The sequence below is a fragment of the Streptomyces sp. NPDC054961 genome (genome assembly GCF_053609145.1).
Map to the genome: position 1 here is coordinate 249,133 of NZ_JBSGWY010000001.1, position 24,753 is coordinate 273,885.

The 24,753-nt window shown below is 75.1% G+C and carries 23 protein-coding genes and 1 pseudogene; 15 read left to right on the plus strand and 9 right to left on the minus strand.

The features are described from left to right. The 3 genes from ACWF9Z_RS01060 to ACWF9Z_RS01070 all read left to right on the plus strand — a co-directional run. A partial coding sequence (locus tag ACWF9Z_RS01060; RefSeq protein ID WP_453596110.1) for a TIM-barrel domain-containing protein occupies positions 1-3,179 on the plus strand: 3,179 nt, incomplete at its 5' end. A gap of 243 nt (positions 3,180-3,422) precedes the next feature. Beyond that, complete coding sequence (locus tag ACWF9Z_RS01065; protein ID WP_453596112.1) at positions 3,423-3,725, plus strand: hypothetical protein; 303 nt, start codon at positions 3,423-3,425, stop codon at positions 3,723-3,725. 159 nt (positions 3,726-3,884) lie between these two features. Next, positions 3,885-4,799, plus strand: coding sequence for a LysR family transcriptional regulator (locus ACWF9Z_RS01070; RefSeq protein WP_453596114.1), 915 nt, complete (start codon positions 3,885-3,887; stop codon positions 4,797-4,799). Here the strand turns inward: ACWF9Z_RS01070 and ACWF9Z_RS01075 are convergent. Next, a pseudogene (locus ACWF9Z_RS01075) lies at positions 4,779-6,023 on the minus strand (MFS transporter); the annotation flags it as partial. The gene ACWF9Z_RS01070 and the pseudogene ACWF9Z_RS01075 overlap by 21 nt on opposite strands. A gap of 50 nt (positions 6,024-6,073) precedes the next feature. After that, on the minus strand, positions 6,074-6,724 hold the full coding sequence (locus ACWF9Z_RS01080) for a TetR/AcrR family transcriptional regulator (protein WP_453596116.1): 651 nt from the start codon (positions 6,722-6,724) through the stop codon (positions 6,074-6,076). 113 nt (positions 6,725-6,837) lie between these two features. Here ACWF9Z_RS01080 and ACWF9Z_RS01085 point away from each other — a divergent pair, with 113 nt between their 5' ends. Next, positions 6,838-7,098, plus strand: coding sequence for a DUF6158 family protein (locus tag ACWF9Z_RS01085; protein WP_453596117.1), 261 nt, complete (start codon positions 6,838-6,840; stop codon positions 7,096-7,098). 160 nt (positions 7,099-7,258) lie between these two features. Here the strand turns inward: ACWF9Z_RS01085 and ACWF9Z_RS01090 are convergent, their stop codons facing one another. Further along, positions 7,259-7,453, minus strand: a complete 195-nt coding sequence (locus ACWF9Z_RS01090) for a DUF6126 family protein (RefSeq protein WP_453596119.1) — start codon at positions 7,451-7,453, stop codon at positions 7,259-7,261. A gap of 85 nt (positions 7,454-7,538) precedes the next feature. Here ACWF9Z_RS01090 and ACWF9Z_RS01095 point away from each other — a divergent pair, with 85 nt between their 5' ends. The 3 genes from ACWF9Z_RS01095 to ACWF9Z_RS01105 all read left to right on the plus strand — a co-directional run bounded on the left by ACWF9Z_RS01095 (position 7,539) and on the right by ACWF9Z_RS01105 (position 10,592). Continuing rightward, positions 7,539-8,099, plus strand: a complete 561-nt coding sequence (locus ACWF9Z_RS01095; RefSeq protein WP_453596121.1) for a TetR/AcrR family transcriptional regulator — start codon at positions 7,539-7,541, stop codon at positions 8,097-8,099. 38 nt (positions 8,100-8,137) lie between these two features. After that, positions 8,138-9,661, plus strand: a complete 1,524-nt coding sequence (locus tag ACWF9Z_RS01100) for an MFS transporter (RefSeq protein ID WP_453596123.1) — start codon at positions 8,138-8,140, stop codon at positions 9,659-9,661. A gap of 361 nt (positions 9,662-10,022) precedes the next feature. Continuing rightward, positions 10,023-10,592, plus strand: a complete 570-nt coding sequence (locus ACWF9Z_RS01105) for a hypothetical protein (protein ID WP_453596125.1) — start codon at positions 10,023-10,025, stop codon at positions 10,590-10,592. A gap of 117 nt (positions 10,593-10,709) precedes the next feature. On the opposite strand, the gene ACWF9Z_RS01110 is transcribed toward ACWF9Z_RS01105, so the two are convergent. The 4 genes from ACWF9Z_RS01110 to ACWF9Z_RS01125 form a co-directional block, all read right to left on the minus strand. Then, complete coding sequence (locus tag ACWF9Z_RS01110) at positions 10,710-11,507, minus strand: class I SAM-dependent methyltransferase (protein ID WP_453596127.1); 798 nt, start codon at positions 11,505-11,507, stop codon at positions 10,710-10,712. A 198-nt stretch (positions 11,508-11,705) separates the two neighbouring features. Continuing rightward, positions 11,706-12,845, minus strand: coding sequence for a serine hydrolase domain-containing protein (locus ACWF9Z_RS01115; RefSeq protein WP_453596129.1), 1,140 nt, complete (start codon positions 12,843-12,845; stop codon positions 11,706-11,708). A gap of 45 nt (positions 12,846-12,890) precedes the next feature. Next, the gene (locus ACWF9Z_RS01120) at positions 12,891-14,528 is read right to left on the minus strand and encodes a carboxylesterase/lipase family protein (RefSeq protein ID WP_453596131.1); all 1,638 of its coding nucleotides are present in this window, start codon (positions 14,526-14,528) and stop codon (positions 12,891-12,893) included. Continuing rightward, complete coding sequence (locus ACWF9Z_RS01125) at positions 14,528-15,040, minus strand: mycothiol transferase (RefSeq protein ID WP_453596133.1); 513 nt, start codon at positions 15,038-15,040, stop codon at positions 14,528-14,530. Before ACWF9Z_RS01125 ends, ACWF9Z_RS01120 begins: the two co-directional genes overlap by 1 nt. Before the next feature lie 184 nt (positions 15,041-15,224). Here ACWF9Z_RS01125 and ACWF9Z_RS01130 point away from each other — a divergent pair, with 184 nt between their 5' ends. The 6 genes from ACWF9Z_RS01130 (at position 15,225) to ACWF9Z_RS01155 (ending at position 21,783) form a co-directional block, all read left to right on the plus strand. Next, positions 15,225-16,286, plus strand: a complete 1,062-nt coding sequence (locus tag ACWF9Z_RS01130) for a hypothetical protein (RefSeq protein WP_453596135.1) — start codon at positions 15,225-15,227, stop codon at positions 16,284-16,286. Between the two features lie 73 nt (positions 16,287-16,359). Beyond that, on the plus strand, positions 16,360-17,496 hold the full coding sequence (locus tag ACWF9Z_RS01135) for a PHP domain-containing protein (protein WP_453596137.1): 1,137 nt from the start codon (positions 16,360-16,362) through the stop codon (positions 17,494-17,496). Positions 17,497-17,618: 122 nt separating this feature from the next. After that, the gene (locus ACWF9Z_RS01140) at positions 17,619-18,704 is read left to right on the plus strand and encodes a GNAT family N-acetyltransferase (protein WP_453596138.1); all 1,086 of its coding nucleotides are present in this window, start codon (positions 17,619-17,621) and stop codon (positions 18,702-18,704) included. 120 nt (positions 18,705-18,824) lie between these two features. After that, positions 18,825-19,844, plus strand: coding sequence for an isopenicillin N synthase family dioxygenase (locus ACWF9Z_RS01145; protein WP_453596140.1), 1,020 nt, complete (start codon positions 18,825-18,827; stop codon positions 19,842-19,844). Between the two features lie 95 nt (positions 19,845-19,939). Beyond that, positions 19,940-20,473 carry a GNAT family N-acetyltransferase gene (locus tag ACWF9Z_RS01150; protein ID WP_356655750.1) on the plus strand — a complete coding sequence of 178 codons (534 nt, stop codon included), beginning with the start codon at positions 19,940-19,942 and terminating at the stop codon, positions 20,471-20,473. A 167-nt stretch (positions 20,474-20,640) separates the two neighbouring features. Next, positions 20,641-21,783 (plus strand): hypothetical protein, encoded by a 1,143-nt coding sequence (locus tag ACWF9Z_RS01155; protein WP_453596142.1) that lies wholly within the window; start codon positions 20,641-20,643, stop codon positions 21,781-21,783. A 33-nt stretch (positions 21,784-21,816) separates the two neighbouring features. Here ACWF9Z_RS01155 and ACWF9Z_RS01160 read toward each other — a convergent pair whose 3' ends face one another. Next, the gene (locus ACWF9Z_RS01160) at positions 21,817-22,551 is read right to left on the minus strand and encodes an HNH endonuclease family protein (RefSeq protein ID WP_453596144.1); all 735 of its coding nucleotides are present in this window, start codon (positions 22,549-22,551) and stop codon (positions 21,817-21,819) included. Between the two features lie 101 nt (positions 22,552-22,652). Further along, entirely contained in the window at positions 22,653-23,225 is a 573-nt protein-coding gene (locus ACWF9Z_RS01165) for an HAD domain-containing protein (protein WP_453596146.1), read from the minus strand. Positions 23,226-23,398: 173 nt separating this feature from the next. Between ACWF9Z_RS01165 and ACWF9Z_RS01170 the strand changes: the two genes are divergently transcribed. Both ACWF9Z_RS01170 and ACWF9Z_RS01175 read left to right on the plus strand, forming a co-directional pair. Continuing rightward, positions 23,399-24,223 (plus strand): hypothetical protein, encoded by an 825-nt coding sequence (locus ACWF9Z_RS01170; protein ID WP_453596148.1) that lies wholly within the window; start codon positions 23,399-23,401, stop codon positions 24,221-24,223. Between the two features lie 160 nt (positions 24,224-24,383). Beyond that, positions 24,384-24,740 (plus strand): hypothetical protein, encoded by a 357-nt coding sequence (locus ACWF9Z_RS01175; RefSeq protein WP_453596150.1) that lies wholly within the window; start codon positions 24,384-24,386, stop codon positions 24,738-24,740. The last annotated feature ends 13 nt before the right edge of the window (positions 24,741-24,753 follow it).

Below are 24,753 nucleotides of genomic sequence, written 5' to 3' on the forward strand. Positions count from 1 at the left end.
GGGGGGCCGCGCCCCCCCGGGCGCGCGCGCCGCCCCCCCCACCCCGCGGGGGGGGCGGCGCGCCCCCGCCATCCCTCCCCGCCCCCGGGGCGCCCCCCCGCGCGGCCGCCGGGGCGGCGCCCGCCTCCACCGCGGGCAACGTCACCGGATTCACCCAGTCCGGGAACACCTTCACCGCCACCACCTCCAGCGGCGCCAAGGCGCGCGTCGTCATCGCCCGCGCCGACATCTTCCGGCTCTGGCTCTCACCGGACGGCGCCTTCACCAACGACCCGGCCGGCGCCGATCTCGCCCCCACCACCGACTTCGGTCCCGTGAGCGCCGGTTGGACCGACGCGGGCACGTACTACCGCATCACCACGGGATCCCTGTCGGTCCGCGTCAACAAGTCCCCGCTGCAGTTCTCGGTCTACCGGGCCGACAACTCCACCCTCGTCTGGCAGGAGTCGCAGCCCACGTCATGGACCGGCGGCCAGACCACCCAGTACCTCGCGCGCGGCGCGGACGAGCAGTTCTACGGAACGGGCCTGCGCCTCGGGGAATGGGCTCTGCGCGGCAAGACGGTCCCCGTCGCCGTCGACAACAAGTGGCGCGAGAACAACAACGCGAGCCCCGCCCCCTTCTACATGTCGACCAACGGCTACGGCGTGATGCGCAATACGTGGGCCCCGGGCTCGTACGGGTTCAACGCGCCCACCACGCTCACCCACAACGAGAGCCGCTTCGACGCCTGGTACTTCACCGGTGATTCGCTCAAGACCGTCCTCGACGCCTACACCGACGTCAGCGGCAAACCCTTCATGGCCCCCGCGTGGGGCTTCGAGCTGGGCAACGCGGACTGTTTCAACGCCTCCAACCCGGACTACCAGGGCGCCCACGACCGGCTCCGCCACCAGACGACCCCGGACGTCGTCGGCTACGCCACCGATGCCCGCGCCGCCGACATGCCCTCGGGCTGGTTCCTGCCGAACGACGGCTACGGATGCGGCTACACCGCGCCCCTGAAATCCACGGTCGACGCCCTCAAGGCCAAGGGCTTCCAGACCGGTCTATGGACCTCGACCGGCCTCGGCTCCATCAACGACGAGGTGGGCAAGGCGGGTTCGCGCGGGGTGAAGACCGACGTCGCCTGGATCGGCGGCGGCTACCAGAGCGCCTTCAACGGGGTGAAGCAGGCGGTCGACGGCATCGAGAAGAACTCCGACGCCCGCCGCTACGTCTGGACCGTCGACGGCTGGGCCGGCACCCAGCGCAACGCCGTCGTCTGGACCGGCGACACCAACGGAACCTGGGACGACATGCGCTGGCACGTCCCCGCCATCACCGGAGCGGGCCTCTCCGGCCTCAACTACGCCTCCGGCGACGTGGACGGCATCTTCGCCGGAAGCCCCAAGACCTACGCCCGGGACCTGCAGTGGAAGGCCTTCACCCCGGCCTTCATGACCATGTCCGGCTGGGGCGCGACCGGCCCGGGCGCCGGCTATCAGGACAAGGAGCCCTGGCGGTTCGCGGAGCCGTACCTCTCCATCAACCGAAAGTACCTCCAGCTGAAGATGCGGCTCATGCCGTACCTGTACACGATGAGCCGGACCGCCCACGAGACCGGCGTCCCGAGCACCCGCGCGATGGTCCTCGAATATCCCGAAGACCCGGTGGCCCGCGGTAACCTGACGAGTGGCCAGTTCATGGCCGGGGACTCCTTCCTCGTCGCCCCGGTCGTCTCCGACACCACCGTGCGGGACGGCATCTACCTGCCCGCCGGCACGTGGACGGACTACTGGACGGGCAGGACGTACGCCGGACCGGGATGGCTCAACGGCTACCAGGCACCGCTCGACACGCTTCCGCTCTTCGTCAAGGGCGGCGCCATCGTCCCGATGTGGCCGCAGATGAACTACACGGGGGAGAAGCCCCTCTCGACGCTCACCTACGACATCCACCCGCGCGGCACCTCCTCCTTCAGCCTCTACGAGGACGACGGCATCACCCGCGCCTACCAGTCGGGCGCCTTCGCCCGCCAGCAGGTGGACGTCACCGCCCCCACGACCGGCTCCGGCGCGGTCACCGTCTCCGTCGGCGCCCCGGTCGGCGGCTACACGGGCAAGCAGGCCTCGCGCGGCTACGAGTTCACCCTCCACGTGGCCACCGCCCCCGGGGCGGTCTCCGTCGACGGCGCCGGGCTCACCCGGCTCACCTCCAAGGCCGCCTACGACGCGGCGGCCACGGGATGGTTCTTCGACGCCGCGGACCGGGGCGGCATCCTGTGGACCAAGACGGGTACGAAGGCGGGCGCGTTCAGCGTCTCGGCCACCGGCACCTCCGTCCCGGCGGCCGAGCCGGTGCCGGCGACCTCCAGCCCCGTCCCGCAGTCGGCCTGGACCCTGGTCTCCGCCGACAGCCAGGAGACCACCGGCGAGAACGGCGCCGCCCGCAACGCCTTCGACGGCAACACGGGAACCATCTGGCACACCGCCTGGTCCGGCGGCACCCCGGCCCCGCTGCCGCACGAGATCCAGATCGACCTCGGCGCCCGCTACGCCGTGGACGGCCTGGGCTACCTGCCCCGCCAGGACGGCGGGGTCAACGGCCGGATCGGCGGCTACGAGGTGTACGTCTCGGACACCACCACCGACTGGGGGGCTCCGGTGGCCACCGGCACCTTCGCCGACACCGCGGCCCTCAAGTCCGTCTCCCTGGCCGCGAAGACCGGCCGCTACCTCCGCCTGAAGTCGCTGACCGAGGCCGGCGGCCGCGGCCCCTGGAGCAGCGCCGCCGAGATCACCCTCACCGGCCGCTCGGCGCCGCTGCCGGCCGCCGCGACCCTGGTCAACGGGGCGTCCGCCACGTGCCTGGACCTTCCGGGGAGCGCCAGCACCCCGGGCACCCAGCCCACCCTCTACAGCTGCCACGGAGGACCCAACCAGCGCTGGACCCTCCAGGGCGACGGCCGCCTGACGGGCCTGAACGGAGTCTGCCTGGACGCGGCCACGGCCTCGGCCGTCGCGGTCCAGACCTGCAACGGCAGCTCCGGCCAGACCTGGCAGACCGGGCCCGACGGGAGCCTGCGCAATGCCGGGCAATGCCTGACGCCGGCCGGCTCCGCCACCGCCAACGGCACCAGGCTCACCCGGGTCGCCTGCGCCACCACGCCGGCCCAGCGCTGGACGTTCACCCCGTGATCGCCCCGGCCTGATCGCCCCGCCCTGATTCCGCACCCCCGATTCCGCCGCCGAGCCGGTCCGGCTTCCCTGCCGGGCCGGCTCGCCCTGTCGTGCGCAACGGTCCGCCCGCGCGGGGCCCGTCCGCAACGGGCCCCGCCGCACCGGGAGTTCCGCACCGCGTGCGACGCGACGGCCGGCGGCCGGTCCGGGCCGCGCCGGTCCGGGCCGCGGTTCGTCTCCGCGCTGCGGCGGATCGATCCGGTGGACGGGCCGTCCTCCTACCGGAGCGAGACGCTGGCGGCGCGGGACGCCGTCACCCGCGCCACGATCGCGGAGCTGGGCGCGGGCGCGGGCACGGGCACGAGTGCCACCGGGGCGGGCAGCGGGTCCGACGCGGCCGACCGGTCCGACGCGCAGGGTGCCTCCGAGGTGGACCTCGAGGCGGCGACCGCCCTGTGGGACAAGGCGCTGCGGCCCCGGAATGGGCGGGCCCGCCCGGCCATGGCGTCCACCGCCCGCCGCGTCATCGGCGAACTCCTCGCCGAGGGGGCGGTGCGGGGCTGACCCCGGCAGGCGGCCGGGGCGGCGGGTCGGCACCCGTCGCCGCCCTCGCGAAGGCGGGTCCGGGTTGCCGCCCTGGGCCGTGAGTCGATCTTCGGGCAGCCTGAAACCCAAGTCAATCCGCCCTTATTCTCGCAACCCCCCAGCATTACCTTGGGGGTCGTGACCCTTGACGATCTCCGCGTGTTCGTCGCCGTGTGCCGGGCCGGCAGCCTCAGCGCCGTCGCCCGCGAACTCGGCCGCACCCAGTCCGCCGTCAGCCAGCACGTCCGCCGCCTGGAGAAGGAGACGGGCGCCGTCCTGCTGGCCCGCCATCCGCGCGGCGTCTCGCCCACCGAGGCCGGCCGGATCCTCCAGGCGGCCGCCGCCGACGGCATCGCGGGACTCGACGGTGCGCTGCGCCGGCTCGACACCCTCGTGCGGGGCGACGGCGGATCGGTCCACGTCACCACGGGCGCCACGACCGTCCGGCACTTCATGGCCGAGGCCGTCGTCGCCTTCCGCCGCGCACACCCCCGGGTGAGCCTGGAGTTCCAGACCGAGAACTCCAGCCGCAGCTGTTTCGAAGCCCTCGCCGCGGACGGTCTCGACCTCGCCTGGATCACCATCGGCGGCCCCGTGCGCGGCATCGAGCAACGGCCCGTCATGAGCCTGCCCTGGGTCCTCGCGGTCGGCGCCGACGACCCCCTCGCGGCCCGCCCCCGCCTGGAGCCCGCCGACCTCGCCGCCATCCGTCACATCCGGCTGCCCGAGAACTCCAGCTCCCGCGCCCACCTCGACGCCGCCCTCGCCGAAACCGGCATCCGGATCACCTCCGACACCAGCGCCGCCGACTGGGACACCGCCCTCCTCCTCGCCGAACTAGGCCTCGGCCACGCCGTCGTACCCGCCCTGCCCGGCTGGCAGGTCCCCGGTTCGGGCGGCCCCCTGCGCCTGGTGCCGATCCCCGCCCTGCCGCCGCTCGTGGTCGGCTGGGCCGTCCGGCGCTGGTCCGCCCTCACCCCGCTCGCCCGCGCCTTCGCCGACGAGGTGGCCCGGAGCTGCCCGTCCCCTCACGCCGCGGCCGGGCAGCCGTGACGCGGGCAGCAGCCCGACGGCGGCCAGCGCGGCCAGGGCGGCGGCCGAAGTCCCCGTACCCGAAGCTCCCGTTCCCGCGGCCACCGCGATCCCGAAGGACGGTCCGACGTTCATCGCCGTCTGCTTGAGCCCGCCCACCACCCCCGCGTACCCGGCCGGGGCGTCGCCGACCACCGTCCCGGTGGCCGTCACCATCACCGCGGCGAAGCCCGCGCCCATCACGCCGAAGCCCCACCCCGCATCCAGCCCCGTGATCCCGAGCGTCACCAGCCCGGTCCCCGCGACCGCCGTCCCGCGCGCACCGAAACGCCGCAGCGCGGCCCCCGCGACCGGGGAGCCGACGACCATGGCGGCGGTCATCGGCAGCACGCGCAGCGCTGTCGTGAGCGGGGTGAGCCCCGTCGTGTCCTGGAGTGCGAAGCTCGCCCCGAAGAGGGCTCCCATCAGCGCGGCCGAGACCAGGGCCAGCAGCGCCATCGACGCGGTCACCGGGACGGAACGTGCCACCGCGCGCGGGACCAGGGGCCGCGCGGACCGCCGCTCCGACCGGACGAGCAGCGCCCCGAGCACGGCCGCGACGGCGAACCCGGCCAGGGTGCCCGGCCCCGCCCAGCCGTGTTCCGCCGCGCCGGCCAGGGCGTGCACGAACACCGCGAGGGCCGCGACGAGCAGCGCCGCCCCGGCCGCCGGGATCCTCCCGGGCTCCGCACGCGGCGGCGCGGGGATCCGTACCAACGCGGTCGCGGCGGCGATCAGCAGGGCGGCGGGCACGTTCGCCACGAACACCGCACGCCAGCCGAAGTGTTCCACCAGCGCGCCCCCGAGCAGCGGCCCGGCCGCCGCGGCCAGCCCGATCGCCGAGGTCCGGACCGCGACCGGACCGCCGAGCCGGTCGGGCGGGTACGCGAGCCGCAGCAGGGCGAGGGTCGCCGGCTGCGACAGCGCCCCGAAGACCCCCTGCGCCGCGCGCAGGGCGATCACCCAGGAGACCCCGGGCGCGAGCGCGATCCCCGCCGAGGTCGCGGCGAAGCCGAGGACCCCGGTGAACAGGAGCCGCGCGTGCCCGTACCGGTCGCCGAGACGGCCGGCGACGACCAGGAAGGCGGCCACGGCCAGCAGATAGGCGGTGCTGGTCCACTGCACTTCGGCCAGGCTCGCCCCTAGGTCCTTGCGCAGGCTGGGCTGCGCCATGAGCAGCACGGTCCCGTCGAGCGCGACGAGCATGGCGCCCGCGGCGCTGACCAGGAGCGCCAGCCGGGGCCGCACGGGCGGCTTCACGGCCGCAGGTGCGCGTCGAGGGCGGCGTCGACGACGTGGTCGGCGGAGGCGCCCGGGTCCACGCCGAGGACGAGCGGCAGACTGCCCCAGGCCCACAGCTGCGCCACGCCGTGCAGGCCGGCCCAGAGGGCGGCGGCGCTGGTGCGCGGAGCGGTGGTGTTCCCGCACCGGGCGACGAGCGAGACGATCAGGTCGAACACCGGCAGCGTGGAATCCCGCAGCCGGGCCCCCGCGGGCCCGTCCTGTCCGGTGCTGTCCAGCAGGTCGTGGCGGAACATCAGCTCGTACATGCCGCGGTTCTCCAGCGCGTAGCCGACGTACGCGCGTCCCAGCGCCCGCAGTTGCTCGCGCGGGTCGTCCGCCCCGCCGCCCGCCGAGGTCTCCGGTCCCGTCCGCGAGTCGTTCTCCGCGCCGTGCCGCGCCGCCGACAGCGCTGCCGGGAAGCGGGAGCCGAGGTCCTCGAACCCGCGCCGGGCGATGGCGGACAGGAGCGCCTGATGGGTGGGGAAGTACCGCCGGGGCGCCCCGTGGGAGACCCCGGCCCGACGGGCGATCTCGCGGAGGCCGAGGGCGCTGGTCCCTTCGGTGGTGACGAGCTGCACGCCGACGTCGATCAGCCGCTCGCGCAGCCCGCTGTCCTGATCCATAGACACTGTCTACCAGTCGCGGGTAGACAGTGTCTATCACCCGTTCTCCGCGATGATGGGAGGAGCGTGACCGGGCGAGGGGCCCGGCCCGGCCGGAGAAGAGGTGACCTGTCATGGCGGAGCACGAGGCGCGCGAGGCCGGGCCGACGGTGAACGGGCTGGAAGAAGGGCGCCTGATGAAGGAGCTCGAGGCCATCCACCGCACGCGCCACGAGACTCTGCTGTACGGGTCGGACGAGGCGCTGGTCACCCACACGCAGCGGATGGGCGAGCTGGAACGCGAGTACGTGCGCCGCCACCCGGGCCGGGCCCAGACCCCTGGCCGCACCCGCTCGGGCGCGCGCGCCCGCTCGGGCGCGGAGGAGCGGAGCTAGGCCCTCCTGGTAGATCTCGCCGGGCGGCGCGGGCCGGGCGGCGCGGGCCGGGCGGGCGGCGCGGGCGGCGCGGGCCGGGCGGGTCCGGACGGGGCGGCCCGGCTCCCGGGTGGGCGGCCGCTTCCCGGCTGCCCCCGGCCGGGGGAGGGTTGCTTCTCCGCTACTTCTCCGCGTGCTCGCCCAGCAGGAACAGCAGCCAGACGAATCCGGCGAACAGGTGTGTGCCGGCGATGTAGAAGAACGCGCGCAGCAGGACGCCGTTCTCCTTCCACTTCTCGTACTTCGCCGCGGCGGCCACCGCGGAGCGGGTCGCTTCGGTGCCCTTGATCGCGTTCTCGTTCTCGTCCGTCGTCACCGAATCAGCCTACGGGCAGTCCCAGGTGGGTCAGATTTGCTCCATGTGAGACAAATTTGTATCGTTTGATACGAAGGAGGATCACATGGTGCAGGAAGAAGAGCTGCTGGACGGCGCCGCCCGCGTCCTCGCCGGCGACCACAGCGCGTCCATGGCCCACATCGCGGCCGGCATCGGCACCAGCCGCGCCACGCTGAGCCGCCGCTACGCGACCCGCGAGGCCCTGCTCAAAGCCGTGGCCGCCCGGGCGATCGACGTGGTCGACGGCTGCCTGGCACCGGCCGACCTGCCCGACACCGCCGATGCCGCGGCCTTCGACGCCGCACTGGAGCGGCTCGTCACCGGCCTGCTGCCCGCCGCGCACCTGTACGGGTTCACCGCGCGGGACGCCACCGTGCTCGCGGACCCCGGGTTCCGGGCCGGCATCCAGCGCCAGGACCAGCGGGCACTCGCCTTCCTGGCCCTCGGCCAGCGCCTCGGACGGCTGCGCGCGGACCTTCCCGCCTACTGGATCTGGTACTCGCTGTGGGGCCTCCTCGACGCCGCCGCCGAAGGCGTGCGCGACGGTCACCTCGCCCGCCGGGACATCGGCCGGCTCGTCCTCACCTCCTTCCTCGGCGGAACCCGACCGTCCCCCGCCGCGTGACCCCCACCCGCCCGCGTACCACCGTGAACGGACCCCCCATGCACACCCCCACGCAGGACCGGCGCCGCTGGATCGTGCTCGCGATCCTCTCCGGCAGCCTCCTGCTCATCTCCATGGACACCACGATCCTCAACGTGGCGTTCCCCTCGCTCGTCGGCGACCTCCAGCCGGGCGCCGTCCAGCAGCTGTGGATCATCGACATCTACGCGCTCGTCCTCTCCGGTCTGCTCGTCACCGCCGGCGCCCTCGGTGACCGCTGGGGCCGCAAACGGCTGCTGATGGCCGGCTTCGGCATCTTCGCCGCCGCCTCGCTCCTCGCCGTGTTCGCCACCGAGGCCTGGCACGTCATCGCCGCCCGCGCCCTCCTGGGCGTCGGTGGCGCGGCGATCATGCCGTCCACCCTGTCGATCCTGCGCAGCGTCTTCACCGACGCCAAGGAGCGCGCCTTCGCGCTCGCCGTCTGGGCGGCCGTCTTCGGCGGCGGCATGGCCTTCGGCCCGGTCGTCGGCGGTCTGCTCGTCCAGGACTACGGCTGGCACTCCGCCTTCCTCCTCAACCTGCCCGTCACCGCGGTCATCGTCCTGGCCGGACTGCGCTACCTGCCCGAATCCCGCTCCCCGCGCGCCTCCGGCGCCTGGGACTGGTGGGGCGTCGGCCAGTCGATCGTCGGCATGCTCGCCCTCGCGGGCGGCATCAAGCAGCTGGGCAAGAGCGGCATCGCCGATCCGCTGCCCTGGGCCCTGCTCGTGCTCGCCGCGATCTCGCTGACCGTGTTCGTACGCCGTCAGCTGCGTCTGGACAACCCGCTGCTCCAGGTCCGGCTGTTCGCCAAGCCCGCCTTCAGCGTGGCCGCCACCGCGATCTTCCTGCCCATGGTCGGGATCGGCGCGGTCCTCTTCCTGGTCACCCAGTGGTTCCAGTACGGCCAGGGCTACACCCCGCTGGAGGCGGGCCTGCGCCTGCTGCCCGCCCCGCTCGCTCTGATCTGCGGCTCGATGGTCGCCCCGACCCTCATGCAGCGCTTCGCGATCCGCCACATCCTCGGCGGCGCTCTCTCCGTCCTCGCGATGGGCATGGCCCTGCCCTGGGCCCTCCAGCAGTTCGCCGAGCTGGGCTATCCCGCCTTCGCCGCCGCCCTGACCGTCATCGGTCTGGGCGCGGGCGTCGCCACCACCGTCGCCTCGGTGACCCTCATCTCCACAGCCCCCGTGGACGAGGTCTCCAGCGCGGCCGCGATAGAGGAGACCTGCTACGAACTGGGCTCGGCCATGGGCGTCGCGATCCTCGGCTCCACCGCCGCCGCCCTCTACCGCGGCAACCTCCCGGCCCTCGACCTGGACACGCCCACGCTGAGCGCCGTACGGGACTCGGTGGGCGAGGCGGCCCACACCGCGGAGCGCCTCGGCGGCAGCGTCGGCCAGACCCTCCTCGACGCCGCGTCGCAGGCCTACACCCTCGCGATCACCCCGGCCTTCCTCCTGGCGGGCGCCCTGGCCGTGGCCGCCGCGGCGACCACCTGGGCCATGATCCCCCGCGACCTCCAGCCGACCGAGAACCACTAGTCCCTACGAGTAAGCCGTCTCCTTCCGACCGCGCCGGGCCCGCGCTGCCCGGCACCGCACCTCGCCGCGAGCCTCCACCTGGCCGCCGCGCAGGTGGGCGGACGCGCACGGGGCCCTGCCGGACGATCGTCCAGCGGGGCCCTTCGGGGATGACCGCGCGGGGCCGCCCCGTACGCGATGGAGCGGGCCGGGTCCCGGTCCAGCCGAGGGGATCCGGTGAGGAGCCCCGTGCGCTCCTCGGTCCGTCGGGGGTCACCGCAGGCGGTGCGGCCCGCGCGCAGGGGCGCGCTGACGCGCCGCGGCGTTCGTGCCTCCAGGTGGTAGCGGGTGCCGGGACCGCCCGGCGCGGTACGGGTACTGCATGATGCAGAAGAAGGACAGGCCGGGCAGCGGGACCGCCGAGCGGCCGAGGCAGCTGGCAACGACCTACGCCGCGCTCGCGGGAGCGCTGGTCGGCGCCCTGGCCGGTCTCGCCGGGAGCACGCTCGCCTACTTCGAGGCCAAGGACACCCACCGTGAGGAAGCCGACGCGCGCCGGGCCGACATCCGGCGCGCCGCCTATGTGGAGCTCGCGGCGAGCACGAACAAGTACGTGCAGCAGGCCACCCAGCTGCTGACCGTGAGCCTCGACCCTGCCAAGAGCCCGGAGGAGCGGCGCCGTCAGTTCGAGGACAAGTACGCGCCGGCCAACACGGACCTCGCGCGGTCCCTCGCGACGGTGCGCCTGGTGACGACGCCGGGCGGCAGGCGCGACCTGGAGGAGATCGACACGCGCTCCGCCCGCGTGGGAGGGATCGCGACCAGCCGGTACGTCGAGGGCCCCGCAGGCGTGGACCTGAAGAAGACCGGAGCCGACTTCTCGGGCGCCGTGCGCGAGCAACTGGCGGCGCTGGAGCAGTTCATGGACAAGGCGGCCGACGCGTCGCTGTGACGGACGGACGGCTTGCCCTCCCTCCCGGCCCTCTTCCCTGGCTCTCCCTCCTGGCCTGCCCTGCCCGGTGGTCCCGCGGACAGGTGGGCGGGCCTCTCGCCCCGGTGGACCCTCCGGCTACGGCCGGGTGGCGGTGACCAGGTAGTAGTCCAGGATCTGCTGCTGCCAGGCGGTCAGGAAGTTCCGGGGCCAGGTGCCCGGCTCCCAGAGCCGGGCGAGCCACCGGTCCCAGCCGGGCCAGACCTGCGGCCCGATCGAGGTCGCCCGTACGTCGACGAGCCCGGCTTCTCCCAGGGCGTCGACGAGCCGTGAAACGGGCCGGGCGATGTCCAGACCGCTGGCGAACGAGTCGAGCAGTCCCGCGAGCCGCTCGGCGTGGGCGGGCGCGTCGTCGACGGTGAAGAAGCTGGCGACCGCCACCCGCCCGCCGGGCCGCAGCACCCTGGCCGCCTCCCGGGCGAAGGCCGACAGGTCCGGAAAGTGCTGGGCCGCCTCGACGCTGTACAGGCAGTCGTACTCCACGTCGCCGAGCGGCAGGCTCTCCGCGGCCCCCAGCGCGAATCTCAGCCGGTCCGGCTGCGCCGCGAGGAGCCCGGCGTTCGCGTCCCGGGCCCGCTGGAGCTGCTGGGGATGGATGTCCACCCCGGTGATCTCCGTGGGCCCGTACTCCTCGAGGGCGAGCGCGCACCCGAGGCCGAGACCGCAGCCGATCTCCACGGCCCGGCCGCCCCGCGGGGCGGCCGCGTCGAGGACGCTGCGGTACAGGTCCCGCTCGCTGCGGATCCGGTCGTCCCGCGACAGCGGCTGCTCGAGGTCGACGGACTGCCAGGAGCCGAAGTTGATGAACCCTCCGGCGAACACCGGCACGGAGCTGAGGTCGGCCGGCCCGTACGTCTCCCACACCGCGGGCCTCACGGCCGGACCGGACGACTCCCCGGGCCTTCCAGGCCTTCCAGCCTCCCTGGGCTCCCCGGGCCTTCGCGTGTTCCCCGTCGCTCCCGACAACGCCCCACCACCTCCGCGCACATGGGTGTTCCGCCCGACGCCACCAGTGTGGCCCGTGGAAGCGCGGCGCGACAGACCGCCCGCCCCGACCCGCCGCGCCCGCGCGGTCTACGCGGCGTACGCCCAGACCGCCCGCATCGTTTCCGGGAGGGGAGAGGGGCCGGCCAGCTCCAGCTGGGTCAGCAGGATGGTGGTGAGACCCCTGGACGGGACGATGTGCGCGGCCGTGCCCGTGCCGCCGATCCAGCCGTAGCGGCCCGGTACGTTCCACGGGTCGGTCGGGGTGACGTCGACCGACCCGCCGAAGCCCCAGCCCTGGCCCTCCAGGAACAGTGCGGCGCCCGCCCGCTGGGCGGGCGTCAGCCAGTCGGTGGTCATCCGCCGCACCGAGTTGCCGTCGAGCAGCGGGCCGCCCCCGTCGAGCAGCATCCGGGCGAAGCGGAAGTAGTCGTCCGCCGTGGAGACCAGCCCGCCGGCGCCGGAAGGGAAGGCGGGCACCGCGCTCCACTGGCCGTCGGGCGCGTCGACGAGCTCGAGGCTCCCGTCCGCGCCGCGGCGGTAGGAGTGCGTGAAGCGGCCCGACTGCCCGGCCGGCACGGCGAAACCGGTGTCGGCCATCCCCAGCGGCTCGAAGATCCGTTCCGCCAGGAACTCCGCGAGCGAGCACCCGGCCACCCGCGAGATCAGCACCCCCAGGACGTCCGAGCAGGTGTTGTACAGCCAGGCCTCGCCCGGCTGGTACAGCATCGGGACCCGCCCCAGCGCGGCCATCCACGCGTCCGGCGCCGCGACGGCCTGCGGCTGTGGCGGCCCCTGCCTCAGCTCGGCGAACAGCGGACCGACCGCCGGGAGGGAGAAGTCCGAGGGGAAACCCCATCCGGCGCGGAAGGTCATCAGGTCGGCCACGGTCACCAGTCGCTCCGCCGGAACCACGTCGTCGACCGGGCTCGCGGGGGTCCGTACGACCAGGGGCGCGGCGATCTCCGGCAGCCAGGGCGCGACCGCGTCGTCCAGCGCCAGCTGGCCGTCCTCCACCAGCATCATGACCGCGGCGGCCGTGACCGGCTTGGTGAGCGAGGCGATCCGGAAGATCGAGTCCCGGACCATCGGGGCCGTGCCCTCGGCGTCCGCGCTCCCCACGGCGACCACCTCCGGCTCCGTGCCGTCTCCCCGGTCCACCAGGGCCACCGCTCCCGGCAGGGTCTTGTCTTCCACGAACGGCTGAAGGATGTCGAGCAAACCGGTCACGGGGTCCGCCTTTCGGTCAAAGGGAGCTTCGGGGCAGGGGTGTTGTCACGGTCGTGGCATCGAGTCCCACAGCGAGCAGTGGTGTTCGGCCCACGCGTCCACGGTACGGATGCCCGCCGGACCCGGCGCGAGGGACAGGACGGCGGGGGAGCGCGGCCACCGGGGCGCAGTCCCCGGAGGGTTGGGGTTCCCCGTCGCCGCGAACCGCGTCCAGTAGCCGATCATCCGTTGCGACAGCGCCCGTTGAGGGGTGCTGAGCGGCAGCCCGAAGTCGAAGACGTAGGGCAGTTCGAAGCCGTGCGCGGCGCCGAAGGGGAAGCCCGCCACCTCCGGCAGCCCGGTGTGGTTGGGCGCCCCGCGGTCGGCGAACCGGTAGTCGTACGTCGGCACGTGCCGGGCGAGCGCGCGGCTGTCCCGCAGCTGCGGGCACACGAACGAGGCGTCGGACAGCGCGGCGGCGAAGCCGAGCGCGGGCGTCGGGTACGCCGTCACCGGATAGACGGCCTCGATCCGTCCGGCCGCCCCGCCGAACGAGGCCCGCAGCCTGGTCCGATAGGCCCGCGCGTCGGGGACGGGGTAGGCGGTCAGGGTCTGCGCGAGGAAGAGCCGCATCTCGTCCCGGTTCGAGCCCTGCACCACCGGGACGCGGTGGAACTTCCCGCGCTCCAGGGCCAGTCGCGGCTCCGTGGGCAGCAGGGGGTCGCCGTAGGACACGAGGGCGAAGCGCCACATCAGCTCCGGGGTGGCCAGCTTCCCGGCGTCCAGGCCGCGCAGACACGACGCGACATCGGCGGCGACGGGCCGGGCGCAGCCGAGCCGGTCGGCCGCAGCCGCGCCGTCGGAGAGGGTGCGCGCCGACGCCACGAACGGGGTGTAGGCGCCGAGGTCCGGCAGCACGGACCGCTCGGCGACGGCGGTGGAGCAGGAACCGCTCTGCAGGATCGCCCGGTGGAAGAGGCCGGCCGAGGCGGGTGAGGCGAGGTGGGCGCAGACGCTGAGGCCGCCCGCGGACACGCCGAACAGGGTGACCCGGCCCGGATCGCCGCCGAAGCGGGCGGCGTTCGCCCGCACCCAGCGCAGCGCCGCCTGCTGGTCGGCGAGCGCGAAGTCGGCGTCGGCGCCCAGCGCCGGATGCCCGAAGAGGCCGAAGACCCCGAGCCGGTAGTTGACCGTGACGACCACGACGCCGCCCTGCGAGGCCAGGCGGCCGGGCCGGTAGGGGTCCGCGGCGCCGTCCCTGAAGCCGCCGCCGTGGAACCAGACCATGACCGGCCGCCGCCCCGTCCCGTCACCACCCCCCGGAGCGCCGACGTCCGGAGCGCCACCCCCCGGTGCACCGACGTCCGGGGTGGTGACGTTCAGGAACAGGCAGTCCTCCGAGCCGGTCGGCCCGCCCGGACCCACCGGCGGCAGCTGGACGCAGCGGGCCCCGGGCGCGCCCGCGTCCCGTACGCCGTCCCAGCGCGCGGCGGGCTCCGGCAGCCGCCAGCGCAGCGGTCCCGTCGGCGGAGCGGCGTACGGGATGCCCTCGAAGGTGCCGACCCCGGACGCTTCCCGTCCGCGCACCGCCCCGCGGTCGGTCTCCACCACGGGCCCGGGGCCCCGGCCGTCGGCGGATGCCGGCCCGGCCGGTCCGCCGGCCAGCAGGAGCAGGGCCAGCAGGAGCGACCGTCCGGCCACCATCAGCGGCCCCTCGTCAGCACGCCCCGGAGGAAGGCCGCCTGCCCCGCGTGCTGGAGGTCGTCGCCGATCACGCTGACCAGCCGCACCCCCAGGGTCACCGGCGGATCCCACCGCTCGTCGACCACCCGGTCCAGGTCGGCGGCGTGCAGCCCCCGCAGGAACCGCCCGGTCTGCTCGTGGACGGCGTCGTAGTAGCCCAGCAGCAGATCCCCGGACGCGACCCGCACCGTGCCCACCTCGTCGGCGCTCTGCCCGTACCCGGTCGACCCGGCCGGCAGCGGCAGGGCGAAGCGCTCGTCCCATCCCCCCGCGTTCCAGACCTGCTCCCAGCCGGCCGCGTCCGACACGTGGTCGTCCTGGATCCGGGTCAGATGCCAGACCAGCCAGGTGACCGAGTTCGCGCCCGGGTCGATCCGCGCGTCCAGCTGCTCGGCGCTCAGCCCCTCGACGGCCTCGTGCACCACGCCCCTGATCCGGTCGAACGCGTCGGCCAGTACCTCCGTACCCTTCATGCCCCCACCATGCCCACGAGGGGTGGCGCCGTGGCCCGCGGCGCCGCGGACGACCCCCGTTTGCCCGCCCCGAATGGCGCAGCGCCACGAGGTGGCGCTGAATGTAACAAAGCGTGCGCTTCCCATGACGCACGATGACCGGCGCGCGATGTGTAGACCCGCGCGTCGGCGAACGGAGCTTTCCATGAATGACCCGATCACGCTCGCCGCGACGGAGCACGAAGAACCGCGCGGGCTCCCCGACACCACGGACGTCGGGCCGTCGGCCGGAATCCCGGACGCACTCCACCCGGACCACGCAGAGCCGGACGGCCCCGCGGCGGACGGCCCCGCACTGACCGACTCCGCACCGGCCGCCCCCGCACCGGACGGCCGCGACCGGCCCGGTGCCGGCGCGGACGGCCAGGAACCACGGACGGCGCCGGAAGGCGTCGGGGCGGCGCCCATACGCACCGTCCTGGAGTCCGCGGCCACCGGCCGCCCGGTCAAGGAGGTCGCCGCGCTGGTGAACCTGCTCAAGGACTCCGGCCAGCAGCCGCACCCCGGACACACGGCGCTGCGCGCGGCCGCCGTGTCCCGGCCCGTCCACGAGGTCAGCGAGATGGTCACCCTGCTGGGCAGCCCCGAGCACGAGGTCGTCGACGCGGACATCACCCTGCGGGCGGCCGCCCTCGGCCGGCCCATCGAGGACGTGGCCCTGCTGGTCAGCATCCTCGGCACCGGCGACGAACGGGCCCCGTACCGGCGCCCCGAGGCGGACCCGGTGCCCCCGGAACGGGCCGCGGGCCACGGTCCGGCTGCGGTCCGGGCGCAGGCTCCCGCTCCGGCGCGGCCCCCGACGCGCTCCGCGAGCGGCGCGCTGCGCCACGTACTGCGCTGGCCGGTGGCGCTCGCGCTGCTGCTCTGCGGCGCGCTGCACGTGCCCGGCGACGTGGCGGGCCTGGGCGCCGGTGATCCCGGTGGCCTCCTCGCCCTCGCGGTCGCCCTGCTCTGCCTGACCGCCGGCGCCCTGCTGGCGGTGCGGGACACGGCCGGGGTCTGGCGGACCGGCGCGGTCGTCGCGCTGGGCGTCGCCGCGCTCCACGTGGTCGGCGGAGCCGTGGAGTTCGACCCGCTCGCCGGCGCGGTCGGCGGTTCCCTGGAGTGGGCGGGCGTCGCGGCGGTGCTGAGCGCCGCGATCGGCGCCGTCCTCGCCGGAGTGGCCCTGCAGTACCGTCCGTCGGCCGGCCCGGCCGACGGCGCCTGACCCAGGCGGGGGGGGGGGCCCCCCCCCCCCCGCCGGGCCCCCCCCCCCCCCCGTCGCCCGGAACGAGGTGGACATGGACCCGGTGGCGGCGCTGGACCGCATCGCCTTCCTGCTGGAGCGTGCCCAGGAGCCGTCCTACCGGGTCCATGCCTTCCGCGGGGCGGCCGCCGCCCTCGGACGGATGGGGGACGGCGAGCTCGCCGAGCGGGTGGGGGCGGGCACCCTCGAGGCGGTCAAGGGCATCGGTCCCAAGACGGCCCAGGTCGTCCGGGAAGCCCTGGCCGGAGAGGTTCCCGCGTACCTGCAGCGGCTGGAGGACAAGGCCGCCGCGCACCCGGCCGGCCCGCCGCCGAGCCCCGCGGCCCTCGCCCTGCGCGCGGCCCTGCGCGGCGACTGCCACCTGCACTCCGACTGGTCGGACGGCGGCAGCCCGATCGAGGCGATGGGCCGGGCCGCGGCCGGGCTCGGGCACGACTGGGCGGTGCTCACCGACCACTCGCCGAGCCTGAAGGTAGCCCGCGGGCTCTCCCCGGAGCGGCTGCGTGAGCAGCTGCGCACGGTGGCCGAACTCAACGCGTCCTGGGCCCCGTTCCGGCTGCTCAGCGGCATCGAGTGCGACATCCTCGCCGACGGCTCGCTCGATCAGGACCCCGAACTCCTGGCGGAGGTCGACCTGGTGGTCGGCTCCGTCCACTCCAAGCTCCGGATGGACGCCCCCGCCATGACCCGGCGGATGATCGCCGCCGTGCGCAACCCGCACCTGGACGTCCTCGGCCACTGCACCGGGCGGCTGGTGACGGGCAGGACCCGCCCCGAGTCGCAGTTCGACGCCGAGGCCGTCTTCGCGGCCTGTGCGGAGTCCGGCGCCGCCGTGGAGATCAACAGCAGGCCCGAGCGGCTCGACCCGCCGCGCCGGCTGCTGCGGCTCGCCGTCGCCGCCGGAACCTTCTTCGCGATCGACACCGACGCCCACGCCCCGGGCCAGCTCGACTGGCAGACCACCGGCTGCGAACGGGCCCTGGAATGCGGGGTGACGGCCGACCGGGTCGTCAACACCTGGTCAGCGGCCGGCCTCATCGACTGGACCCGGACCCGGACCGCACCACGGACCGCACCACGGACCCCGCCACGGACCTCGCATCGGACGCCGACCGAGGCCGGGACCCGGGCGCCCACCCGCTCCCGCCGTCCGCCGCCCGCGAAGCCGTGAGCGCGAACAGCGCACCGTCCGGATCACACCTCCGGCGCCCGCCGGCCCCCGCCACCGGGACGGCCCGTCGTGGGCCCGGATATGCCCTTGGCGGTACGCGCACCCCCTCTTAGGGTGCGCGTATGAAGATCATGAATTCCCAGGACATCGACGCGGCGGTCTCGCTCACCACGCGGGCCCTGCGCGATGTGGCGCACCTCGACTGGAGCGCCCCGGCCGCCGGCCTGGAGTGGAGCTGCCACGACACCGCCGTCCACGTGACGGAGGACTTCACGGCCTACGCCGCCCAGCTCACGGTCCGCGCGCGCGACGGGTACGTCCCGCTGAGCATCCGGGCCGATGACGGCACCGGTCCCGCCGGCCTCGTCGACATGATCGAGGCGTCCGGCGGGTTCCTGTCCGGCGCCGTGGCCCTCGCCGGGCCCGGTGCCCGTGCCTGGCACCCGTACGGCACGGCGGGCGCGGACGGCTTCGCCGCGATGGGGATCATCGAGACCCTGCTGCACACCCACGACATCCTCAACGGACTCGGCGTCCACGACTGGGAGCCGGACGCCGACCTGCCCGCGAGGGTCCTGGACCGGCTCTTCCCGCACGTACCGCGCGGCGAGGGCACCGACGGCGGCGAGGCCTGGCGGACCCTGCTGTGGGCGACGGGCCGGGGCGAACTCCCGGGCCGGGCACGGCAGACGGTCTGGCGCTGGTACGCCGAGCCGGTCGTGGCCGAGCGCGTGCTGCTCTGCGACATGAGCCCGATGGTCGCGGCCGATCTCCACGCGGGCGGCACCGGCGGTTTCGTCTGGGCCGAGGACGGCCCCGGCGACGGCACCCGGCGCGCCGCCGGGAGCGTGGCGAAGGCACACGAGGCGGGGACGTACCGGCCGGGCTGGGGCCCGTACGTCATCGTCCGCGCGAGCGACCGGCGGGCCATCGGCGGCATGGGTTTCCACGGCGCCCCGGACGCCGACGGCCGGGCCGAGACCGGCTACGACCTCGTCCCCTCGGCGCGCGGCAACGGCTACGCCACCGAGGCACTGAAGGCGCTCTCCGCCTGGGCCTTCGGCCAGCCGGGCCTCACCCTGCTGGCGGCCACGGTGGACGAGGACAACGCGCCCTCCCACGGGGTGCTGCGGCGGGTCGGTTTCACCGAGGCCGGCACCGGGGAAGGCCTGGTCCGCTACGCCCTGCGCGGCGCGGGGGCCCAGTAGCGCTCCGGCCGCTGGTGGCGCTGGGCTGTCACGACGTCGGGTGACACCGCGGCAGCCCGCCGCCACCGCCGGCCGGCTCCGGTCCCCGGCCCGGCCCCGACTCGGAAAGCAGGTACCGCCGTGGTGAGTTCTCAGGTCCCCGTGATCGATCTCGGCCTCTGGCGCGGCGGCGGGCCCGAGGAGCGCCGGAGCATCGCCTCCCGGGTCGACGAGGCCCTCCAGGTGGCCGGATTCCTCCTGGTGACCGGCCACGGGGTGGGCCCGGAGCTGCCGGAGCGGATCCGCGAGGCGGCGCGCACGTTCTTCCGGCTCCCGGCCGCCGCCAAGGCCCCGTACGCCGTCGCCGTCGGCGGCCGCGGCTGGCTGGGCCCGGGAGCCGAGGCCAACAGCTACGCGGAGGGCGCGGCCTCCCCGCCGGACCTCAAGGAGTCCTGGTCCTGCGCGGCCGAGGACCCCACCGGGATCCCGTCCGTGGACGCCGAGTGGTTCCGGCCCAACGCGTGGCCGGCCGAGGTGCCCGAGCTCCGGCCGCTCGTGGCGGAGTACCTGGCCGCGATGCGGACGCTCTCCGACGAGCTGCTGGAGCTGCTGGCCTGCGCCCTGCGGCTGGAGCCGGACCGTTTCACGCGGCACACGGGCCACCCCACCTGGGGGTTCAACCTCAACTGGTACCCCGGCACGGAGCTCGTCGGCCCGCCGCTGCCGGGCCAGTTCCGCATCGGCGCGCACACCGACTTCGGCACGGTGACCGTCCTGGACCGGCAGCGGGGCGCGGGCGGGCTCCAGATCCACACCGACGCCGAGGGCTGGCAGGACGCCCCCTACGATCCGGGCGCGCTCACCGTGAACATCGGCGATCTGATGGCGCGCTGGACGGGCGACCGCTGGCGCGCGGGCCGGCACCGGGTGCTGCCGCCGCCCGCGGACGCCCCGGCCGAGGAGCTCGTCTCCCTCGTCTACTTCTACGAGTGCGACGCGCACACCCGCGTGGAGTCCCTCCCGGCGCCGATCGGCCGGACCGCGCACGAGCCGGTCGACTCGCACGCCTATCTGCGGGCCAAGCTCGACGCGATCACCGTCCCGGCGGAGGCGGGGCCGGCGCAGACCGCGGTGGCGGCCGACGCCGCGCGGGAGCCGTAGCGGGAGACCTGGTGGGAGCGGGTCCACGAGGGTGGCGGACGGTGGGGGGCGGGCCCGATTACCCCTTGCCGGGAGCGTTCGGCAGGATGGGGCCCATGACCGAGATCCGTACCCCCCGCCTCCTCCTCCGCCGCTGGTCCGAGGACGACCTCGTCCCCCTGTCGGAGATCCACGCCGACCCCGAGGTGATGCGCTGGATCGGCGACGGCGAGACCCTCGACCTGGAGGAGACCGCCGAGACCATCGAGCGGTGGGAGGACGAGTGGGACGAGGAGGGGTTCGGGATCTTCGCCGTGGAGCTGCTGGCCTCCGGCGAGCTGATCGGCGCCGTCGGGCTCTCCATGCCGTGGTGGCTCCCCGAGGTCCTGCCGGCAGCGGAGATCACCTGGCGCCTCGGCCGCTCCTACTGGGGCCAGGGATACGGCTCCGAGGCCGCGCACGCCACGCTGGAGTTCGCCGTCCAGGACCGGGGTCTGGACCGGGTCGTCGCCGTCAACCGGGCCGGCAACGACGAGTCCGAGAACGTGATCCGCAAGCTGGGGATGACCGCCGAGAAGGACACCAGCCACCCGGATTCCGGCGCGCTGCTCAACATCCACGGGATCGACCTGACGGAGTACGAGGGCTGAGCGGACCGTCGCCCGCGCCCGGGTACCCGGGCCACCCGCATCCACCGATCGGCCGACCCGGGTGTCGGCCGGCGGGCGGAGCGGTCAGGCGGTTCCGCGCGGTGAGGATGGGTGCGGGGGAGCGGCCGGCACCACCGGCCCCACCCCCGGAACCGAGAGGGGCACCCATGCCGGAGCACGACCGCCCGCGTACGCGCCGGGGCGCCTTCGCCGCCCTCACCGCGGCGCTGGCCGCGACCCTGCTCCTCGGAGCCTGTACGCGGTCCGGCGGCCCGCCGCCACCGCCGCCGCCCGCGGCGCCCGCCGCCACCCCGCTCCCGGCGGCCGCGCACACCCCCGGGGGCACCCTCCTGGTCGCCGACTTCGGGGCCGACACCGTCACCTTCGTGGATCCGGTCCGGGGGGCCGTGGGCTCCGTCCCCGTCGGCAGGGCCCCGTACGGGCTGGCCGTCGGCGCTGACGGCCGGGCCTGGGTGGCCACGGCCGAGGGGGTCGCCGTCGTGGACACGCGGACGCGCACCCGGCTGACCCGTGTCCCGTACCGCACCACCGCGACGGGGCCCGTCACCGGCGGCGAGTACCGGGGCGGCGGTATGGGCATCGCGCTCTCGCCCGACGGCGCGCACGCGTACGTCGGCGTCAACGTGCCCGGGACCGCCGGCGTCCTGGAGGTCCTCGACACGGCGAGGACCGAGGTGACCGCGGTGGTCCCGGTGGGCCGGCGCCCCTTCGACGTGGACGTGTCGCGCGACGGCTCCGAGATCTACGTCACCGGACACGACTCCTTCGACGTCACCGTCGTCCCGGCCGCCTCGCTGCGGCCGCGCCGCATCGAGGTGGCCCCGTACGGGACGGAGGGCGGACTCGGGTCCTGGCTGAAACCGCACTACGCCGCCGTGCGGCCGGCCGACGGGCTGCTGCTGCTCCCCTTCGAGGGCGAGCGGCTCGCGGTGGTGGATCCGCGGACGGGCCGCACCACGGTCGAGAAGCTCACCGCGGACACCCACCAGCACGGGGTGGCGGTCACGGCGGACGGCCGGCTCCTGATCGTCGGTACGGGAGCGGTGCGGCCCGGTCGGGGCAAGGGGCCCTCCCTCACGGTCCGTTCCCCCGGGGGCGCGGAGCGCGTGTACCCGCTGGACGGTCCGCACGAGGACGTGGCCGTGTCCCGGGACGGGCGCACGGCCTACGTCACCAGGGGCTACACGCGGGACGGTTACGGGAACGGCATCACGGTCGTGGACCTCGAGACCGGGAGCAGCCGCCGGCTCGAGGCGGGATCCCGGCCGCTGGGCGTCGCGGTGCTGTAGCCGCGGCGACCGGCGGGGCGGGGGTGAGCGGTGTCACGCCGTGCAGGTGTCCAGCATGGTCGCGAGCATCTTCTTCTCCGGTTCGGTGGCGGTCAGGCCGTACGCGGACTTCACCGTCGTCCACGCCCGCCCGTACTGGCACCAGGCGTCCTTCGACGGCGGCTGCCACAGATCGGGGCTCTGGTCGCCCTTCGAACGGTTCGAGGAGGCGGTCACCGCCAGCAGCTGGGGGTGGGTCAGGTCGTTGGCGAACGCCTTGCGCTTGGCGGCGTCCCATCCCGCGGCGCCCGAGCGCCAGCCCTCGGCGAGGGGCACCATGTGGTCGATGTCCGTCTTCGTGGCCTCGGTGACCACCACGCCGTCGTACAGGCTCTTCCACGTCCCGGACACGGCCTTGCACTCGGCGTCCCGGGTCACCCCCTTGCCGTCCCGCTGGAGGACGACCTCGCGGGTGTCGCACTTGTCGCCCTGCTCGGCCCAGTGCGTGAACTTGTCCCGGCTATACCCGGACATGGTTCCCGGCGGGGCCACCTTGAGCGCGGCCAGCTGGGTCCGGGCGGCGGCCGTGGAGAGCATGCCGGGCAGTACGTCACCGGAGGCGGGCTTGCCGTCGGCGGGCGCGGACGCAACGGGGGCGGATCCGCCCGGTTTGCCCCCATCGGCGGGGGTCTTGCCCGCCCCGGTGCCACCGGCTCCGGAACATCCGGCCAGGCCCAGCAGCAGGGAGACCGCCAGCACCGCGCCGGGCAGCCGTATCTGATGTCCCATTACCCCACCCCGAAGCCGCCGTGCACGCTGTCCCGGGAAGCCTACCCATTTCGGACGGCCGTCCACGCCGTGCGCGCCCACGGGACGGCGGCCGCGTCCCGTCACCGGCCGCCGGGCCGCTCGGGTCCCGCGGACGGCGCGGCCTGCTGGTCGCGCAGCCACCCCTCGAGCACCGCGAAGTCCGCCTCCGCGAGGCCGACTCGGTGGTCGACGCGGTACAGGAGGGCCGGTCCCGGGTGGTGGGCGCCGACCCAGAGGCGGTCCGCGCTGGTGATCTCGTCGTCGACCCAGACGAACGCCCGGCCCGCCGCCCGGGCGACGAGCCCGGCCGTCTTCCAGTGCGTCCCGCCCCGGCCGTCCTCGGCGCCGGGTCCGGGCTCGGGCCAGTCCACCACCGCCAGTTCCGGCAGTCCGAGGCGCGGGGAGAGGGACAGGTTCGCGTCCTGCCCCCAGGTCGTGGCCCACACCAGTTCGCACGGCAGTGCGGCGAGCCGGGGCCCGAGCGCCGGATCGACCCGGGACAGGAGAGGGTGGCCGCCGTCCGCGAGCTCCGAGCCGCCGGCGAGGCCACGGGCCTCGTGGACGGGATGACCCCCCGCCGCCCCGAAGGGGATGAGCGGCCCGTCGACGTCGAGGAACAGGAACGGTCGCGCCGCCGCCTGAGTTCCCCTCATGCGGCGTCCGGCGAAGGGGCCGCGGCGGACCGGCCGTGGTGCGCGGCGATGCCGAGGGCGGCGCGGAGCGGCCCGGGATCCCCGGGGCGGGCGTGAACGGTTTCCATGCGGAACAGGGCTACCACGTCCGGCACGGGCCCCGATCGGCGGCCCCCCGGGGAACCGCGGCTACCGTGAGCCCATCCTTACTGCCGAAGGGGGTGACGGCCGAGATGACGGCAACTACCGCATCACCGAAGGGACGCGTGGCCCTGGCCACGCTCGCGGGGCTGCTGTGCGCCGCACTCACGGCCTGCGGCACCGTACGGGCGGGGGAGGCGGCCGGGCCCGCCCCCGCGGCGACACCCGCTCCGGAGGTCTGCGATCTGGACGGGACGAGGGGCCAGGGCTCGGGCACGGCCGCTCCGGACCTTCCGACGGAGGATCAGACCGGCGGTTACGCGGGCCCGCCGACCGATCAGGAGACGGGGCCGTACACCGGCCCGCCCACGGACGGGGAGACGGGACCGTACACCGGCCCGCCGACGGACGGGGAGACGGGCGCCTACGCCGGGCCCCCGACCGACGGGGACACCGGCCCGCCGGACCCGCCCACCGACCAGGACGCCGGGACACCGGGTCCGCCCACCGACGGGAGCGCCGCGTCCGGGGGCGTCACCAGCGGGGCCGTCACGAACGGGGCGGGGCCCTGCGGTGCGGCCGGGTGGTTCGACATGACGGCGGACTTCTTCGCCTACTACGCCGCCCACCGGACCGCCTCGGACCCCGACGTGTCGGCGAACGGCACCGTCGAGGCCCGCGTCCGCAGGGTGCGCGGAGCCGGTCTGGCGGAGGTGTCCTTCACCTCCCGCGAGGTGGGCAAGGGCCGGGCCGAGGACGCGCGCGGGGTGATGCGGGTCTTCGCGGCCTGGCGGCACGAGGTGTACGGGGACACCGGCACGCTCACCGTCCGCGCGGGCGGGAGCCCGCCGGCGACGGTCCTGACCGAACCGTGGTGACCGGGGGACCGGGGAGGCCGGGCGCGCACCGGCCACTCCCGCGAGCACGGACCGCACCAGTCGGACGACCCGTACCGGCCACACCAGCCGTACCAGCGCACCAACCGCACCGGCGGAACCGGAACGACGACCGAGACCGAATGCAGAAGGCAGGATCACGATGACCGACGACACCGCGAACGAGCCGCACGTCCCCTCCGAGGCGGAGCGCGCGGCCCGCGCCCGGGTGCGGGAGCGCGCCACCGGCATGAGCCACCACGAGTGCGCCGCGGCCCTCGAGGCGGCCGAGGAGGCCCTCGAGCGCGGCGACGAGAGCGCCGGGGAGGCCTCGTCCGAGGGCGATCCGGAAGGCGCCCGCAGTGCCGCCCGCGCGGCCGTCGCGGAATGGCGGCGCATAGCGGAACTGCTCTTCGATCACGGTGGTCCCTACGCGCCCGACGCCGACGCGTTCGTCCAGGGCCAGCTCACGGCCCGTGCCGCCCACACCCGCCCCAAGCTCGGCTTGGGGAGGCCATAAGTCAAGGTTATAT